The following is a 16,488-nucleotide window of genomic DNA, read 5'->3' on the forward strand; positions in this document are numbered from 1 at the left end:
ACCGGTTATTGCTTACTACGTAGAAACGCATTTAATCGAGGTAATCGCGCAGCACCTGTGAACGCGACGGGTGGCGAAGCTTCGACATCGTCTTGGACTCGATCTGCCGGATGCGTTCGCGTGTCACACCGTACACCTGGCCGATTTCATCTAGCGTGCGAGGCATGCCATCGGTCAAGCCGAAGCGGAGCCGCACGACGCCGGCCTCACGCTCGGAAAGTGTGTGGAGGACATCCTGAAGTTGGTCCTGAAGAAGCGTAAAGGAAACAGCGTCGACTGCCACAACGGCTTCGGAGTCTTCGATGAAATCACCGAGTTGGCTGTCGCCTTCATCGCCGATCGTCTGATCCAATGAGATCGGCTCACGGGCGTACTGCTGGATCTCCAACACCTTCTCTTCGGTGATGTCCATCTCTTTTGCGAGTTCAAGCGGTGTAGGTTCGCGTCCAAGATCTTGTAGAAGCTCACGCTGGATACGGCCAAGCTTGTTGATGACCTCGACCATGTGCACCGGGATGCGAATGGTTCGAGCCTGGTCTGCCATGGCACGTGTAATTGCCTGGCGGATCCACCACGTTGCATAGGTGGAAAACTTGTAGCCCTTGGAATAGTCGAACTTTTCAACTGCACGGATGAGACCGAGGTTGCCCTCCTGGATGAGGTCCAAGAAGGCCATACCGCGACCGGTGTAGCGCTTTGCCAGCGAAACCACGAGTCGAAGGTTAGCTTCGAGCAGATGGTTCTTCGCCTTGCGACCGTCTCGGGCGACGGCGCGGAAGTCGCGCTTAACCGCAGGGGTAAGGCGTGCTTCCTTGTCTCCCTCCTCAGCTGCACGGGCCATCTCGTCGAGTCGGTGTTGCGCGTAGAGACCAGCTTCAATGCGCTTCGCGAGAGAAACCTCCTGCTCAGCATCGAGCAGAGCAACCTTACCTATTTGCTTCAAATACGCACGGACAGAGTCCGCAGATGCGGTGAGCTGAGCGTCCTTGCGGGCTTGGCGAAGTGCAGCAGATTCCTCGATATCCCAGACAGAAGATCCGTCGTCTTCCTCGTCTTCTTTTTCCTCGTCGTCATCACCAAGATGCTCGTCAAATTCTTCGTCATCTTCTTCAGCCGTCAGCGGGTCGAAGTCCTGCTCCTGGTCAGAATCGTCGAGCGATTCGTCCGTTTCTTCCAGCGCGGAGTCGTCGCTGGTGACCTCATCAGTTGCGGGTGAAGCAGCCTTCTTTGCGGCGGTTTTCTTTACTGTCTTCTTCGCTTTCTTAGCTACCTTTGACGCCTTTTTCGCGGTTTTGCGTGCTGTTTTCTTCGCAGTCTTCTTGGCGGTCTTTTTGGCAGCCTTTTTGGCGGTTTTCTTGGCTGCTTTTTTGGTGGCTTTCTTGGCGGTCGTTGTGCCGTCGGTTACGCCGCCGGAAGTGCTCTCTGCCGCATCGTTGACGGAGTTTTTGCCTGAAGCTTCGCTGGCTACCACGTACGCCCTTTCGCCTTTGTGAACTGATTGATGCTTTTGCGGACACCGAGACTTCCTCCAACAATGGATGGAAAGAAAGTCACTCTGGTGAAAGCAGACCAGCAAACGCCGGTCTGCCTTCCTAGCGTACGCAAACTGTGCTGATTTTTCAGAACGCCTATCTTAACAGCATTGTCAAGCTGCTTTGTGTTAGACGCCGAGTCTCGCTAGTTACGGTGCGAGGTGCTCATTGGCCGCCATCGCTGCTCCGACAATGCCTGCTCGGTTGCGAAGAGTGGCCACGACGACAGGAGTGTCGACAGTCAATAGAGGGACCCATTTGTCAGATTTCCGCGAGATGCCACCACCGACGACGAAACACTCTGGATTAAACAGTCGCGCGTATTCGTGCAGCACCTTATCAACTCGCTTCGCCCACTTCTTGAAGCTCAGGTCTTCCCTCTGCTTTACAGCTGAGGAGGCGACGTGCTCTGCTTCCTTCCTATTGACGATTAAATGGCCAATTTCTGTGTTAGGGAAGAGGTGCCCATTAACCAGGAACGCTGAACCAATACCAGTGCCAAACGTGAGGAATATGACAGAACCGTTTCGGGCTCGTTCATTGCCAAAGGCAACTTCAGCAAGCCCCGCGGCGTCGGCGTCGTTTAATACAGTGACAGAGCGCTCAGGGAGATGCTGCTCAAAGAGCTCATGCACATCGGTGTCGATCCACGACGGGTCGATGTTAGCTGCGCTCTTTGCGATCTGATGCTGAATCACCGACGGCAGCGTTACTCCCACAGGGCCGTCCCATTCGTGGAGACGGACGATCTCTGCGACTGTTGATGCAACAGCTTCAGGTGTAGCTGGCTGAGGAGTTGCGATCTTGATCCTGTCGCCGACGAATTCTCCGGTTTTGAGGTTGACGATGGCGCCCTTGATTCCAGAACCGCCGACATCGACGCCCATACCATAGTGCTCTTGGGCACCATCAATTCCACTTGTTGTAGTCATAACATTGAGCATACAAAAGGTGTGCTCATTGCGCATGTAGGAAAATATTTAGGAGCGCGGTACCTAGAACGAGCGGGTTGACGTCGCTGTACTTTAATTAGCTATAAAGCCTTTGATGTGTAGGGAACCCGTGGGTATTGGCCTGCTGACCTTGTAATATGACATATAGCTTTGTGTGCTTTATTATTCGGCTCCAAACCAATAAAAAGGCTGAGGCTCATCTATAGGAAGCGTATCTCCTCAACGGGCCTAGGCATTGCTGAACTTGACTACTCCTGGAGGCACCACCACCATGGCGACCGATTACGATGCACCGCGTAAGCGCGCAGAAGACGAGCTTGAGACTGACTCCCTCGAGGGCTTGAAGGCTGCGGAGGTTGCGGGCAGCAGCATGGATGATGACGGTGAAATCGTTGAACCGTTTGAACCGCCACTTCAAGATCTGTCTGGTGAGGAACTGAACGTTGAGGTAAAGCCTCGCCAAGATAACGAATTCACTTGTGCGTCTTGCTATTTGGTTCAGAAAAAGAATCGGCTGGCTTACGAAACCGAAGACGGCCAGAAGATTTGCCTCGACTGCGAGTAGTAGCGAGCAACGCAGTCGCGCGATCCCTAGGCGGTCCGCTGCTCAGGCAAAAACATTCCGAGGATTTTCTCCGGTTCTTTCGCAGCAATTAGCCAGTAGGGGGTTGGGTCCTGAGGATCGTCCAAGACAAGCAGAATATGTTCTTTCACCCAACCATGCGATACCAAGAAAGCAGCTGGGTCTAACTGTCGTCCGAGAGCATTTCGCTTCGCTGATGCAGGGACAACCATAGATCTGCTGACAACGGTGTTGGGTAAGTTGGCGTCGTCAACGACGAGCCAACGAGTGCCGTCGCTGTCTTGCTCGACCGCAATTGTAGTTTTCGAAAGCCATGTCAAGAACCAAAAAACTAAACTTCCGATAACGAGCACGGGGATAATAAACCACCAAATATTGCGGTTGAGCGTAAGTTGTGCCCCGATGAGCAGCGTTAATGCTGCACCGATGATCCACCAGTACCAAGGCACCCATTGACGCTCCGTATATAAGACTTTGGAACCACTGGATGCCGGTGCGTTTTGGTTGCTATTCATACCCTCATCAACTCGTCAATTCGATGTACTCCCGAATACGTTACCCAATAACACTAGGCGAAATTATCTTAAGAATGCACACGCAATGGAATCCCGTAAGGTGTATGAAGTGACCTCTCTTGAACCAATTTCAGTAAAACGTCTTGATCCAGACATGCCGCTTCCTAAACGAGCGCATGAAGGTGACGCCGGGGCGGACCTTTACTCCTCGGAAACACGGACATTGGCTCCCGGCGAACGGGCGCTCATCGGCACCGGAATTGCTGTCGCGTTGCCCATGGGAACTGTCGGGCTCATTCATCCTCGTTCGGGACTCGCTGCCAAACACGGGATTTCTATTGTGAACACGCCAGGCACCATTGATGCCCAGTATCGAGGGGAGTTGAAGATTTGCCTTCTTAATACCGACCGTGAATGTTCGTTTACAGTTGAACGAGGAATGCGGATTGCTCAACTAGTGGTGCAAAAAGTCGAGTTGGTTGACTTCGTCGAAGTTTCCGAGCTTGACGATACCCAGCGTGGTGCCCAAGGATACGGATCAACGGGGCTCGCCTGAGGCCACATTGGGCCCGTACTAGAGTAATTCTCACCCGAAGAAACTTTTTTGAAATACACAACTTCACTCGAAAGGTGATCACCCATGGCATGGTGGCCATTTGGTAAAAAGAAGAAAGACCAGCAGAAGGAAGACGCTGCCCCCGCTCAGACGGAGGCAGAGACCAACGACGATCTAGAGGTCACAGCACCAAAGTCTCAGGACACGGGGATTGCAGCGGATACTGATCCATCCCAGACTCCATCAGCCACTGGTACTCTTGCCGATTATGATCCAATCAGTGGATCTACCGGTCCGTTCGACGGCGACAACGTCGACATTGAGGAGTTCGATTTTTCTGACTTCTCCCAGGTGAACCTCAACCTCGGATCAATGCAGATTCCGCTGCCAAAGGATTCGCAGGTGCAGGTTGAAATGGGCGAGAACGGCCCGAAGATGGTGCACATCGTTACCAGGTACGGTCGCATCACTCCGGTTGCTTTCGCTGCACCGCGTAACGGCGGCCTGTGGGCCGAATCGGCAGAAGAAATTGCCGAGGGCATGAAGAACGAGGACATGCCTGTCGAGTTTGAAGAGGGCCCCTGGGGAACCGAAATCGTTGGTACTGGCGCTAACGGTGTGATCCGCATCATCGGTGTTGAGGCGCCTCGATGGCTGTACCGTGTCACGTTGGCCGCTCCGGCGGGAATGGAAGAACAGCTTGCTGAGCTCGGGCGGGAAGTCGTAGCACGCAGCTTTGTTTACCGCGGTCCGGACCCAATTTTGGCGGGTAACTCTTTGCCAGTCGTCCTGCCTGCGCAGTTGGCTCGGCAGGTGCAGCAGGCTGTACAGGAGCGGGCTGCGCAGGAGTCGCAGCAGCAGAGCCCACAGGCTGGAAACCCGAACGCCCTGAGTGACGCGCTGAAACAGATCATCGCACAAAACAACGAAGCGAATAAGAATAATTAATGAGTGCCCAACCATCGCTGACACCAGGCGACAGCATTCAAGTCACATTCCACGCCTTTGCTCACGGCGGTGAGGCTATTGCCCTTGCCAATGACGGACGAGTTGTCTTCGTGCAAGGCGCTCTACCTGGAGAAACAGCGACCGTCAAACTGCTGAAAGTGAAAAAGCGGTGGGCTCGCGGTGAACTGCTCGAGATACAACAAACTTCACCAGATCGAGTGAAGGTAGGATGTCCTGCTGCTGCGGCAGGTGCGGGCTGCTGCGACTTTGCGCATATGAGTGAATCTCTGCAGCGGGCCGCCAAAACAGAGGTACTTGTTGGACAGCTTGAAAAAATGGCACGTCCATCTGGTGTGCTTGATGGCATTGATCTCACCGCCATTTCGGTTCAGGCTTTAGCGCCTACGACCGGATGGCGGACGCGTATCCGACTCGGCACTGATGCGCAGGGGCGTGCCGGTTTCAGGAAAGCACGTTCCAATGACGTCGTCGCCGAGCGTTGTACTCAGGCGATGCCGGAACTGTTTGACGGGATTGTTGGCGATGGGGCACGACGATTTACTCCTGGGTCTGAGATAGTCGTCGTCATCGATTCTCTCGGGAACCGGCATGTCGTTGAAACGAGCAAAGTCCAACGCGGACGGCGCGTGGAACGAATAGACCGTACGGTTGAAGGCTCCGGCAACATCGTAGAAATGGTCGGAAACGATAGGTTTGAGTTTCCGGCGACTGCGTTTTGGCAGGCGCACCGTAGTGCACCGTCGGCATATGCAGATCTGGTGCGTGAGTGGTCCCTTGCGGGGAGGCCTTATCAGAACAATTCCGGTTGGGACCTCTATGGCGGAGTAGGGCTCTTTGTTCCATCCATGTCCGCGGCACTCGGTGGTGGTCCGGTTGCAACCGTCGACTATTCGAAGTCCGCGATGGCGCATTCTCAGCCTGCACTTGCAAGCCTCGACGTCAACAAAGTCAACTCCCGGGTAGAAACAGGAATTCGATCCTTGCCCCCCGCGGGCCTGGTTGTGCTCGACCCTCCTCGAACTGGTGCTGGAGACAAAGTGATTCATGATATCGCAGCGGCGAGTCCGCAGCGAGTGATTCACATTGGGTGCGATCCGGCAACATTTGCTAGAGATTTAGCAAGTTGGGGAGCATGCGGATATCACGTAACTGAGATAAAAGTCATCGATGCATTTCCAGGAACGCATCACTTTGAAACGCTTGCATGCCTGGAGCCTCTGCGTCCTCATTAGGAATGGGGCGTGCGCCCCGCAAGGTGTAAACTAGCGTCAACTATTGCTTGTTCTAAAGGAGAAGTAGAGGACCGTGGGACTGATAGGTAAACTCAATTCGCCAGCGGATTTGAAGTCGTTGGCGCCTGGGGAATTATCAGATCTCGCTGATGAAGTACGCCAGTTTTTAATTGAGAAGGTGTCAGCAACGGGAGGTCACCTGGGGCCGAACCTCGGCGTTGTCGAGTTGACAATTGCACTGCATTACGTATTCGACTCGCCAACGGAACCGGTCGTTTTTGATACCTCTCACCAGTCGTACGTGCATAAAATTCTGACCGGGCGTGCTGGTCAGTTTGATTCCTTGCGTCAGAAAGACGGTCTTTCTGGCTATACCTCGCGCTCGGAGTCGGAACATGATTGGACTGAGTCATCGCACGCGAGTGCTTCGCTTTCAATTGCAGATGGCTTAGCGAAAGCCAAGTACATTCAGGGCAAGGGCGACGAAAATGTTGTCGCCGTCGTCGGTGACGGTGCACTGACAGGTGGGATGTGCTGGGAAGCGCTGAACAACATTGCAGCCGCAGAACGCAACGTAGTCATAGTCGTAAATGACAATGGTCGCTCGTATTCGCCAACTATTGGTGGTTTTGCGAACAACCTGACTCGCCTTCGTGATCAGCTCGCAGCTTTGCGCATGAAACCCGGCTACGACGACGTAATGGAATCCGGTAAGAAGACCCTCAAGTCGATGGGTTGGGTCGGAGAACGGACGTTTGAAGCGCTTCATGCGCTGAAAGAAGGAGTGAAGGCCCAGGTTATCCCAACAGAGATGTTCCCGGAGCTGGGGATGAAGTACGTTGGGCCAGTAGAAGGTCACGACCTCACGGCGTTGCTAAGCGCTTTCGAGTACGCGAAGACCTACGAGGGGCCCTTGATTGTGCATGTTGTGACTGAGAAAGGCCACGGCTTCGCCCCCGCAGTTAACAACATCGCCGACCAAATGCACTCCACTGGTGCGATTGACCCTGTTACAGGAGAAACTCTGAAGAAGTCCAAGCCAGGGTGGACATCAATTTTCACCGAGGAACTTCTCGACGCCGCTAGGACTCGACGTGACATTGTCGCAATCACGGCCGCTATGGCTGGGCCGACAGGCCTTGTACCGTTCGCAGAGGAATTTCCTGATAGATTTTTTGATGTCGGTATTGCGGAGCAGCATGCGATTGCCTCTGCCAGCGGGCTTGCTCTCGGGGGACTGCACCCCGTTGTCGCGGTCTACTCCACATTTTTGAACCGAGCTTTCGATCAGCTCCTGATGGACGCAGCACTTATCAAGCAGCCGTTGACTGTAGTGCTCGATAGAGCGGGCGTCACTGGTACGGACGGCGCAAGCCACAACGGCGTGTGGGATATGGCGCTGACGTCGATCGTCCCAAATATTCGTGTCGCGGCGCCTCGCGATCCGCAGCAGCTAAGGGAACTGTTTAGGGAAGCTTTGACTGTTAAGGACGGGCCAACTGTCGTCCGCTTCCCTAAGGGGAACGTCGGCGAGAACCGAGCAGCTATTAAGCGGCTGCCAGGTGGCGTCGATATTCTTCGAGAGCCATCATCGACTGCGCAAGATGATGAAAGTGACCAGACAGTTGATGTGTTGATTGTTGCAGTGGGAGTTTTTGCGGATTCGGCACTACGGGTCGCTGAACGATTGGAATCGGACAATGTTCGAGTTACCCTGGTAGATCCTCGTTGGGTTGTGCCTGTTTCCCCTGATATTCTCGAGCTTGCGGTTGAGTCCGATCTTGTCGTGGTGTATGAAGACGGGATCGTGCATGGAGGCGTTGGTTCAGCAATTGCAGAAGCGTTGTCCTACGCTGAAATCGACACACCGCTGCGGCATATTGCATTTCCTCAGGTGTTCCCAGAGCACGCTTCCCGGGAACAGATCTTTGAAGAATTCGGTATGGACGAGTCAGCTGCGACGAAAAAGATTCGCGAGTGGGTACGCGGCCTTGAGGACCGCGATCAATAAGGCACTCGCTGCCTAGCGGCGAGGTTCCGGCTGTTCCGCCACGAAAATAGGTGCTAGGAAGTCTATTTGCCATTCGCGCAGTCCCATCTGCTTGAGCAGGGGACGGGTGTATTCCATTGGCCAATCTAGACGTTCGTGGAAGGCGGTCCATATGGTCCGTTCGAGGACCTTGTTCGTCAAAATCAGCTCTTTGCGGATCTTAAGAGTCTCGGCGATTTCGGCGACCCGATTGTTTATGTTTTGTCGCGTACGTAGCGCCACTTTGTTGTGCCTTGTCCACTCCCAAATGCTTTTCCTAGTAGGTAAGCGAAGTTGTTCCCTCAGTGCGGTTTCAAATGGGGATAACAGCGCATCATGGATTGTCTCGAGCCAGAAGTATGGATAGGTGGTGAGCGCATGGGTTGCACCGTCAAACGCCAGCAATTCGTCAACGGTCGTTGGGCGGGACTGAGCCAGTGGTACCAGCATCTTGTTCGGAAGTACTAATCCCGGAGCTATGTCTTGGTCGTAGGCAAAACAATCGCGAGCATCCCAAAGCCACTTCGTCAAAGTGAGCTCGAGATCCGACAATTTGTCCGAAACCTGGGGTATATCGAGCCAAGAATGTTTCTTTACCCCCGGGTTTGAACGCGTAGCTACCAAATGAGCAAATTCTTGATTCGCGTATTCAAGTTTGCCTTGCATATCGAGGAGGTGTACTAAGGCCTGTTCAAGGTGGGGCAGGTAAATAACGTCCTGCGCTGCGTACTCGAGCATTGAGTCGGTCAGTGGTGTCTGTGACCAATCGGCATCGCCGTGCTGCTTGGGAAGTGAGACTTGGCAAAACTCCTTTACCAACACGCCAAGTTTGGTTGCTGGGTAGCCTGCAAATCGTGCTGCAAGTTCGGTATCGAAAATAGTGGACGGACGTAATCCTAATTGCGCGAGACACGGTAGATCCTCTCTCGCCGCGTGTATTACCCACTCCTGATCATTGCAGACTGGTGCAAAGTACTGTTCGAACTCGTCTCGATAGTGCTCAGGGGCAATGAGGAACGTTCCCGCGTCTTTGCGGTAGATCTGTACGAGGAATGCTCGGTCATCGTAGCGGTACGCGCCGGCTCGTTCGGTATCGATACAAAAAGGACCAAGTCCTTCGGCTAATCGATCAGCTACCTCGGCAAACTGCGATGGATGATCGACAAAGGTGTAGGACAAATTCACTTCCATGCGTACACATACTAATGCTACGAAATAGTTCGCACACCTTCGGGTGGCAGACCCGCCACTAAACTGAGGACATTTGCAAACGCTTCCACATGTGATGACAGATCAATTCCTTCAGCTGTCCAAGATGCGCGCATCTCCAATTGGTACGCCCGCGGAGGGCCGCCAATCTCCCCGTAGCGGACGGAAGCTGTGGAGGTTACCGTACCTCCAAGGTTGGTAAACCCGGCCCCATTGCCATCGAGCGACTCGTTAAGCCACTGCCATGCCACATCGGGGAGAAGTGGATCCGCCGCAACAGCATCGTCCATATCTGCCTGGATATAGGCGACTAGTCGCATTGAACCCTCCCAGGCCTCTTCAGCGTCGGGGGAATGAAGCAGGATGAGGCGACCGAACGCGTCACCTTGGTCTGGCTTGGTCTGGATAACCTCAAGCCCAACGGCGTGGCTAAACGGTGCAGGCCGCTGAGGAGGCCGAATGGTACCGATGGAGATTTCTGGGCGCACTTGAGCCTTATGCATCGATTCGACCGCTGCGGTGAACTCCGCAGGAGTCGACGCGCTCTCGCTTGGGGAGGTGGTATCCGAGTTCATCACGCCAACCAAGCTAATGAGGATGCGGCTTTGAGGGGGCGAGGCGCGCCGTATATTGGTTCGCAAGATTCAGCGTTTGCAGCGAAGTGTACACTGAACTAGTACTTTCGTTTGATGTATGTTTTTATAGCGACGGTTGGTCGCCTTGGCATCCAACGTGTTTCCGTGAATCTCAGAAGGAGAGTTTAAATGGCGAAGCTTGACTACGAAAAGCTGAACGCAACCCAGCGCTACCTGCAGTACGCGGTATTTCGTGCGATCCCAGGTGCACTTGGTACCGAGCGCGACGAAGTTATCGCAGAAGCAGAAAAGTTCTTTGAGCAGCTCAAAGAGGAAGGGAAAGTTGTCGTACGTGGTATCTATGACAACACTGGTATTCGGGCTGACGCGGACTTCATGATCTGGTGGCATGCGGAGGAATTTGAGTACATCCAGGATGCACTCGCGCGATTCCGCCGTGACACTGCGTTCGGTCAGCTGTTGGAGGTTTCGTGGCTCGGTAATGGAATTCACCGCCCTGCGGAGTTCAACAAATCGCATCTTCCGAGCTTCATCATGGGGGAGGATCCGAAGGACTGGATTACGGTGTACCCATTCGTTCGTTCATACGACTGGTACGTAATGGAGCCTGAGAAGCGTCGCAAGATCCTAATGGAGCATGGCATGGCAGCACGCGACTATGCAGACGTTCGTGCCAACACCGTCGAGGCCTTTGTCCTTGGCGACTATGAGTGGATGCTTTCGTTCGAGGCGGACACGCTGGAGCGTATTGAGTCACTTATGAAGACGATGCGCTACACAGAAGCGCGCCTTCACGTCCGAGAAGAAATCCCGTTCCAGACCGGGCGCCGCGTCGCAAGCATTGCTGACGTCATAAAGGTTCTGCCGTAGCTGGCATTGCGAAATCAAAAACTCCCTCAGCGCATCTCGGCGCTGGGGGAGTTCTTTAATCGTCCTTTCTTGGGGCATCAAACTTCAGAGAAATTGAATTGATGCAGTATCTCTGATCGGTTGGTGTGTTGAAACCCTCACCCTCGAATACATGCCCCAGGTGGGAATGGCATTGAGCGCAAAGCACCTCAGTTCTTACCATCCCGAGAGAGTAATCGGCTCGCTTGATGACGGCGGCTTCGCTATCAGGAGCGTAGAACGCTGGCCACCCGCAGTGGGCGTCGAACTTCGTTGTAGAGCGGAACAACTCTGCGCCGCATGCGCGGCACACGTAGATGCCTTCTTCGAAATGGTCGGTGTACTCACCAACTCCAGGTGCTTCGGTGCCGGCTTGCCGAAGTACACGGAATTCCTCAGGGGCGAGGTGAGCTTTCCACTCTGCTTCCGTCATCTGCTGAAAACGATTCTCTGTCATGAGGGTCTCTGTCGCCTTTCTTTGTTGTGAACACTGTTGTGAGTACCCAGGTGGCCGTCGATACGATGAACACAGCCCAACCCAATGTGGGGAGGAATGTAGTAATCCAGTTCCCGATGAGAGGGTTTCGAAGTGTCGTCCATTGTAACGGTGCAAGGCAGAAAAATAGTCCGATCCAGGGGCCGCTGGTGTGCATTGGGCTTCGTGCTGAAAGAACAGTGAAAGCCGCCGGGAAGAGCATCATCGAGTAGTAAGCCTGGCCGAGGGACGAGAGCAAACATACACCCGCGAGTAAAACCGTGGAGCTAAACGTGAGCCATAGGAGCTCGTCTGACCAGCGCCAGCGGGCAAGCCCCAGGACCGCTATAGCGACAGTGATGCCGAAAAAGACGAATAGTGCGTCGTAGAACTGCGTCGGAAAGCCAAAGTAAGTCGTGAAGCCGGCAAGCGATGAATTGGCATAGTCGCGGGTGATCTTTAGATAGGGGACGACGACATCGATGTAATCGCGGGCGCCCGGTGTCATTGGCCATGCGACAACGTTGAAGAGCACGGGAACTAGGACACTCGGTACGACGCAACGCCAGCGGAGTTGCATGAGTGGCAACACCACCAAGGGGGCAAACATCGGCTTGACCAGTATGGCGAGGCCTAGGCAGACGCCGGCTAACGCAAAGCGCCTGTGAGTATAGCTATAGAGGAATACGGTAAAGAGGAGCAGCAATACACCATTGATGTTCGAAAAGACGAGTGTGTTCACAACTGACTCGGTGCAGAAACTGAGCACGATGCTGATAGGTAGCAGCGGGTGGCTCAGCGGTTTTCCACTGAGCTTCGTGAGGATTCCAAGTGCCGCAAGAATGGCGGCGGTGTTTACTAAAACAAAGAGTGGACGGATCAGCGAGGCGTCGTCAAACAGGCCCAAAGGTGAGAGCAGTAGCGTAGCTCCAGGATTGTAAAGATAGTGCGGATCGACGTGGTGATACACCTCGTTGTAGACGGGGACGCGCTCGACAAAGCGACGGGTGGCAGCCCACACGGTGGTGAAGTCGTCGGTCTGGGAGCCGTGCCTTGCAAGAACGGCAACTCGGTGGATGGTGAGCAGAAGTGCCAGTGGCCAGGCAGCTGCGTTAGCGGCGGTTTGTAGCGTGCGCGTTGCCGCTGTGGTGTGCGAGCCATTCTGTGGGGCAGGAGCGGTCCAGATGTTGTTCAGGCGCTGCGCCCAGGCGGGGGGAGTGTCTTGTGCGTACGTCACTTGCATAACAGTACCGAATGCAGTTACCCCTCGTGGGAAGCAGCAGTGCCCCACAGACGGTAGCGCACGAACATCGTCGAGTCCTCGCTCACCCGCACGTCTTCGAGCTCGAGCGGGGTGGCATAGTCTCCACCTCCGCCGAAGAGGGGCTTTTCTACCTTGCCTTGCAACGTAGGGTCGATGGTCAGGTGCAAAATGTCACCGAGCCCAGCAGTCAGGAGCATGTCGTAGAGTCCAGGTCCGCCCTCGCAAACGATGCGGTTAAAGCCCTGGGCGTGCAGGGCATCGATAATTGAGCGTGCAGTGCCATCGCCAGTGGACAGAATGCGGCCGCCCGCGTGCAGGAGTGCTTCTCGACGCTCGGCGAGCTCCGGATCGTCGACGTGGTGCTCCGGAGCGAGGAAAAGCGGAGGCACCTCCGTGTCGTAAAACAACTGTGTGTCCACGTCAAACTCGAAGCTTTCGGTGATGATCGCAAGCGGTGGGACCTCCGCCTGCCCGCGGGACCGACGTTCGGCCTTGTCCTCGTCGGTGCACTTGACTCCGAAGTAGTTTTCCGCCCGCGCGGTGCCTCCACCGACTAAGACAGCGTCGGACCACACACGCAGCAGGTTGAGCAGCGCGGCATCGATGGCGTTGCCAAGGGAGCGGGAGGTGCCATCGAGAGAGGCCGCGCCGGAAAGTGTCATGACCGCAAGCAGACGCAGTTCCGGGACTGAAGCGGGCAGCACAGTGCCCAGCAATTCAGCTGGTTCGAAAGTGCGGCTCGCGTCTATCATGGCGTCAAGCGTACACATCTGACTGCCAGGATTTTAAAAGGAGACAGCACGTGCTCGATCGTTTTCCGCTCGTGGAAGAGGCGCAGCGGGTATGGATAGGTGGCGAGAACCCTGACCGGCTCTTCGCAGCGCTCTTTGACCCAGACGTGGCAGATGCCGATTGGAAACAGCAGGTCTGCGTACTTGCAGACGCGGTGTTCGGTGAGACCGTCTACCGTGAAATCGATGCGTTTGAAGCGATGTTCAACGCCGTGACCGACGCAACATGGAAGGCACGTGAGCGCTGCCTCGGTGAGCACAACGAGGAATGGCTTCGGCTGTTGCCGGAATGGGCAAGGCAGTCTCGCACTGCAGAGTTCGCGCTCATCCTTATCGAGCTGCAACTCCATCGCTTCAACTTCGACCACGATGGCATCCGGCGCGTACTCGATATGGCGAACGATGCGCCCCTGCGCTTCCACAACCTGTCGGTGACCGTCAACCTCAACCAGGTTTTTCTCACCTTCGCCAGGCTGCTCTCGGGTCGTAGGATTGACCCGCAGCACGTCTTCGACGCCGTGGGAGCCCCACCCAGCGACGGGAACGAGCATGCCGTTTCTCAGCTGGAACAAGTGCCACTGAAGCTCAAACATCTCATGCTCCACGGGTTGTGGCTCTACCCAGACACCGAGTATGGGGAGCAAATACTCGCCTTCTCTGAGGCAATCTTGCGCTATCACTCGCCAAACGACTACATCGCGCACTACCGGCGTGCCGAGGGATACCGCCGCATGGCAGCCATCGAAGCAGCACCACGCTCCGACGTGTTCTCGGGACACACGGTTCGTTCCCGGGACGACTTTTACGCCGAGGCACTTCACTCTGTGCAGATGGCCATTAAGAACCTACCCGCGGATGCCACAGCGCTGCACGGGGAGTTCGTCTCCTACCGGATGATGATTGCCACCGAACGGCAGGTACAAAACTCCATTCAAGGACGTGTAGATGCAGAGCTTGCGCACGTCGGCGCCGAAGTAGAGCGGATGTCGGAGAGGATTGAAGCAGAGTCACGCAACAGTCTCTTACGGAGCATAGAGATTCTGTCTGTCTTCCTCGCTGTCATTGGGGTGCTGTCTTTCAACATCTCGCTCGCAGGGCTAGAACAGATTGGCACCTTTGAACGCTTCGGCCTGATCCTTACCGCCGGGGTCATCCTGGGCGCATTCTCCTGGATGGTGCACGTGGCGGTCTACCGCCATACGCACGCCGAACCGGTGGTGATGAAAACGCGACGGAAACAAATACGAGAGCTGCAGCAGCGAATTGCAGCGCTTGAGGAAAGGACGAAAATTGGCTGTGACGGATAAAGGCTGCGAATACGTCGCCGACGAGCGCAGCATCGAGCCAGGTACATACGAGATCACCGAATATGCGCCAGCTAAACACGCTGTCGTCGACTACCTGCGTGCACGCCTCACAGCGGTGCTCGGGCGCTGGCCGGGGCGCCCCACTCTCATGCTCTCCGGCGGCGTCGACTCGATCCTCATCGCCGCGGTGCTCGCCCAACTGCGTACCGACGTCCTCGCGGTGACGTTCAGCCAAGACTCCTCGCAACAGGCAGCGGAGGAGACCAAGGTGGCGAGTGAGGTGGCCCGCGCACTCGGCTTCGAGCATCACGTCGTCGCCCCACGCGGGGAAGCGCTGGAGACGCTGCTCAAGGAAACCATCGAGCGCCTCGACACCGTGGAACCTTGGGAAGTGCTCTCTGGGGCCATTTTGGTAGCCATCGACACGTACAGGCAGGAGTATCATGCCGACGGCGCACTCATCACAGGGGCAGGTGCGGACGCACTGTTTCTCGGCGGAAAAACCATCGATACAGCAGCCAACAATTACCTCCAACTGTGGGATGACCAGGTACGCCGAGGGATCAAGGCAAACTTCACCAGGCAACGTTTCATCCCGGACTTCTACGAGCGCCTCATCGCAGACCCCGAGCGCCACATTCAGGTTTGGCAGACACACGAGGCAGTCGACCTCGCACTGCGCATCCACCCACGAGTCATCCGTGGGGCCGACATCGCACAAGACAAGGCGCTCTTCCGTCGCATCGCTGCAGACATGGGAATCAGTCCGGAACTCGTGCAGACCACGAAAAACCCGATGCAAGTCTCATCAGGAGGCGTAGACGCCATTGTCACGCTCGTACGGGAACAGCTGACGCGCCGGGCGGGGGAGAAGACGTACTCCGACCCGATGAGGGAACCGTTGGAGTTTACGGTGGCTCGCATGTTCCTCGAACAGCTGAAAACCCAGGCGCGCGGTGAGTAGGAGGCCCCCGTCCCTAGATATATGTGGGCCAAGGCACACTGAAACCGCGGCGTCCAACCGATATGAGAAAACTCACGCCCTCGGGAATCCCGAGGGCGTGAGCCTATGTGGAGCGGATGACGAGACTCGAACTCGCGACCCTCACCTTGGCAAGGTGATGCGCTACCAACTGCGCTACATCCGCATGCACATTTTGAAAAGAGCTGTGCGGCTCTGTGCGCGATACTGGGATCGAACCAGTGACCCCTACCGTGTCGAGGTAGTGCTCTACCGCTGAGCTAATCGCGCAGAGTGTCTAAAGACACTTGGAGCGGATGACGAGACTCGAACTCGCGACCCTCACCTTGGCAAGGTGATGCGCTACCAACTGCGCTACATCCGCATGCACATTTTGAAAAGAGCTGTGCGGCTCTGTGCGCGATACTGGGATCGAACCAGTGACCCCTACCGTGTCGAGGTAGTGCTCTACCGCTGAGCTAATCGCGCGAGGTTGGAGGTGGATACGGGAATCGAACCCGTGTACACGGTTTTGCAGACCGTTGCCTAACCACTCGACCAATCCACCGTGAGTACCTCCGAAGTACTGAAAGTACTTGGAGCGGATGACGAGACTCGAACTCGCGAC

Annotated in this window: 16 protein-coding genes and 5 tRNA genes; 8 read left to right on the top strand and 13 right to left on the bottom strand. The window is 55.4% G+C overall.

What is annotated here, in order from left to right:
• Positions 1 to 31: 31 nt before the first annotated feature.
• On the bottom strand, positions 32 to 1,471 hold the full coding sequence (locus tag HMPREF3170_RS07935) for an RNA polymerase sigma factor (protein WP_070478953.1): 1,440 nt from the start codon (positions 1,469 to 1,471) through the stop codon (positions 32 to 34).
• A 210-nt stretch (positions 1,472 to 1,681) separates the two neighbouring features.
• Positions 1,682 to 2,464: a polyphosphate--glucose phosphotransferase gene (ppgK, locus tag HMPREF3170_RS07940; protein WP_070363500.1), complete on the bottom strand. Its 783-nt coding sequence runs from the start codon at positions 2,462 to 2,464 to the stop codon at positions 1,682 to 1,684.
• 292 nt (positions 2,465 to 2,756) lie between these two features.
• On the opposite strand from ppgK, the gene HMPREF3170_RS07945 reads away from it, so the two are divergent.
• Positions 2,757 to 3,050, top strand: a complete 294-nt coding sequence (locus HMPREF3170_RS07945; protein ID WP_070363501.1) for a DUF4193 domain-containing protein — start codon at positions 2,757 to 2,759, stop codon at positions 3,048 to 3,050.
• Between the two features lie 26 nt (positions 3,051 to 3,076).
• On the opposite strand, the gene HMPREF3170_RS07950 is transcribed toward HMPREF3170_RS07945, so the two are convergent.
• Positions 3,077 to 3,583 carry a DUF3093 domain-containing protein gene (locus HMPREF3170_RS07950; RefSeq protein WP_070362354.1) on the bottom strand — a complete coding sequence of 169 codons (507 nt, stop codon included), beginning with the start codon at positions 3,581 to 3,583 and terminating at the stop codon, positions 3,077 to 3,079.
• Positions 3,584 to 3,668: 85 nt separating this feature from the next.
• On the opposite strand from HMPREF3170_RS07950, the gene dut reads away from it, so the two are divergent.
• From dut to dxs, 4 genes are all read left to right on the top strand, one after another.
• The gene (gene dut, locus HMPREF3170_RS07955) at positions 3,669 to 4,139 is read left to right on the top strand and encodes a dUTP diphosphatase (protein ID WP_070362355.1); all 471 of its coding nucleotides are present in this window, start codon (positions 3,669 to 3,671) and stop codon (positions 4,137 to 4,139) included.
• Between the two features lie 84 nt (positions 4,140 to 4,223).
• On the top strand, positions 4,224 to 5,087 hold the full coding sequence (locus HMPREF3170_RS07960; RefSeq protein ID WP_070478954.1) for a DUF3710 domain-containing protein: 864 nt from the start codon (positions 4,224 to 4,226) through the stop codon (positions 5,085 to 5,087).
• The gene (locus HMPREF3170_RS11365; protein WP_083290926.1) at positions 5,087 to 6,340 is read left to right on the top strand and encodes a class I SAM-dependent RNA methyltransferase; all 1,254 of its coding nucleotides are present in this window, start codon (positions 5,087 to 5,089) and stop codon (positions 6,338 to 6,340) included. Before HMPREF3170_RS07960 ends, HMPREF3170_RS11365 begins: the two co-directional genes overlap by 1 nt.
• 73 nt (positions 6,341 to 6,413) lie before the next feature.
• A complete protein-coding gene (gene dxs / locus HMPREF3170_RS07965; protein ID WP_070478956.1) occupies positions 6,414 to 8,351 on the top strand; it encodes a 1-deoxy-D-xylulose-5-phosphate synthase in 1,938 nt (645 codons plus the stop codon).
• A 12-nt stretch (positions 8,352 to 8,363) separates the two neighbouring features.
• Here dxs and HMPREF3170_RS07970 read toward each other — a convergent pair whose 3' ends face one another.
• Together HMPREF3170_RS07970 and HMPREF3170_RS07975 are read right to left on the bottom strand one after the other, a co-directional pair.
• The gene (locus HMPREF3170_RS07970) at positions 8,364 to 9,560 is read right to left on the bottom strand and encodes an HRDC domain-containing protein (RefSeq protein WP_070478958.1); all 1,197 of its coding nucleotides are present in this window, start codon (positions 9,558 to 9,560) and stop codon (positions 8,364 to 8,366) included.
• A gap of 17 nt (positions 9,561 to 9,577) precedes the next feature.
• Positions 9,578 to 10,153 (bottom strand): DUF3000 domain-containing protein, encoded by a 576-nt coding sequence (locus HMPREF3170_RS07975; RefSeq protein ID WP_070362359.1) that lies wholly within the window; start codon positions 10,151 to 10,153, stop codon positions 9,578 to 9,580.
• Between the two features lie 189 nt (positions 10,154 to 10,342).
• On the opposite strand from HMPREF3170_RS07975, the gene hemQ reads away from it, so the two are divergent.
• Positions 10,343 to 11,044 carry a hydrogen peroxide-dependent heme synthase gene (gene hemQ / locus HMPREF3170_RS07980; protein WP_070362360.1) on the top strand — a complete coding sequence of 234 codons (702 nt, stop codon included), beginning with the start codon at positions 10,343 to 10,345 and terminating at the stop codon, positions 11,042 to 11,044.
• 55 nt (positions 11,045 to 11,099) lie between these two features.
• Here hemQ and msrB read toward each other — a convergent pair whose 3' ends face one another.
• The 3 genes from msrB to HMPREF3170_RS07990 are packed head-to-tail and all read right to left on the bottom strand — an operon-like array spanning position 11,100 to position 13,553.
• A complete protein-coding gene (gene msrB / locus HMPREF3170_RS11370) occupies positions 11,100 to 11,519 on the bottom strand; it encodes a peptide-methionine (R)-S-oxide reductase MsrB (RefSeq protein ID WP_070976779.1) in 420 nt (139 codons plus the stop codon).
• Positions 11,458 to 12,774, bottom strand: a complete 1,317-nt coding sequence (locus HMPREF3170_RS07985; protein WP_246814948.1) for a glycosyltransferase family 87 protein — start codon at positions 12,772 to 12,774, stop codon at positions 11,458 to 11,460. The genes msrB and HMPREF3170_RS07985 overlap by 62 nt, the downstream gene beginning before the upstream one ends.
• Positions 12,775 to 12,797: 23 nt before the next feature.
• Positions 12,798 to 13,553, bottom strand: a complete 756-nt coding sequence (locus HMPREF3170_RS07990) for a pyrimidine reductase family protein (RefSeq protein ID WP_070479004.1) — start codon at positions 13,551 to 13,553, stop codon at positions 12,798 to 12,800.
• 50 nt (positions 13,554 to 13,603) lie between these two features.
• Between HMPREF3170_RS07990 and HMPREF3170_RS07995 the strand changes: the two genes are divergently transcribed.
• Positions 13,604 to 14,899: a hypothetical protein gene (locus tag HMPREF3170_RS07995; RefSeq protein WP_070478961.1), complete on the top strand. Its 1,296-nt coding sequence runs from the start codon at positions 13,604 to 13,606 to the stop codon at positions 14,897 to 14,899.
• Positions 14,889 to 15,863: an asparagine synthase-related protein gene (locus tag HMPREF3170_RS08000; RefSeq protein WP_070976789.1), complete on the top strand. Its 975-nt coding sequence runs from the start codon at positions 14,889 to 14,891 to the stop codon at positions 15,861 to 15,863. The genes HMPREF3170_RS07995 and HMPREF3170_RS08000 overlap by 11 nt, the downstream gene beginning before the upstream one ends.
• Before the next feature lie 108 nt (positions 15,864 to 15,971).
• Here the strand turns inward: HMPREF3170_RS08000 and HMPREF3170_RS08005 are convergent.
• The 5 genes from HMPREF3170_RS08005 to HMPREF3170_RS08025 form a co-directional block, all read right to left on the bottom strand.
• Positions 15,972 to 16,047: transfer RNA gene (locus HMPREF3170_RS08005), tRNA-Gly, on the bottom strand.
• 32 nt (positions 16,048 to 16,079) lie between these two features.
• Positions 16,080 to 16,151, bottom strand: a tRNA-Val gene (locus HMPREF3170_RS08010).
• A gap of 18 nt (positions 16,152 to 16,169) precedes the next feature.
• Positions 16,170 to 16,245 (bottom strand) — tRNA-Gly (locus HMPREF3170_RS08015).
• A 32-nt stretch (positions 16,246 to 16,277) separates the two neighbouring features.
• Positions 16,278 to 16,349, bottom strand: a tRNA-Val gene (locus HMPREF3170_RS08020).
• A gap of 5 nt (positions 16,350 to 16,354) precedes the next feature.
• Positions 16,355 to 16,428, bottom strand: a tRNA-Cys gene (locus HMPREF3170_RS08025).
• Positions 16,429 to 16,488: the final 60 nt, after the last annotated feature.

The organism is Corynebacterium sp. HMSC08D02, assembly GCF_001807505.1.
GTDB classification, from domain to species: domain Bacteria; phylum Actinomycetota; class Actinomycetes; order Mycobacteriales; family Mycobacteriaceae; genus Corynebacterium; species Corynebacterium pseudogenitalium.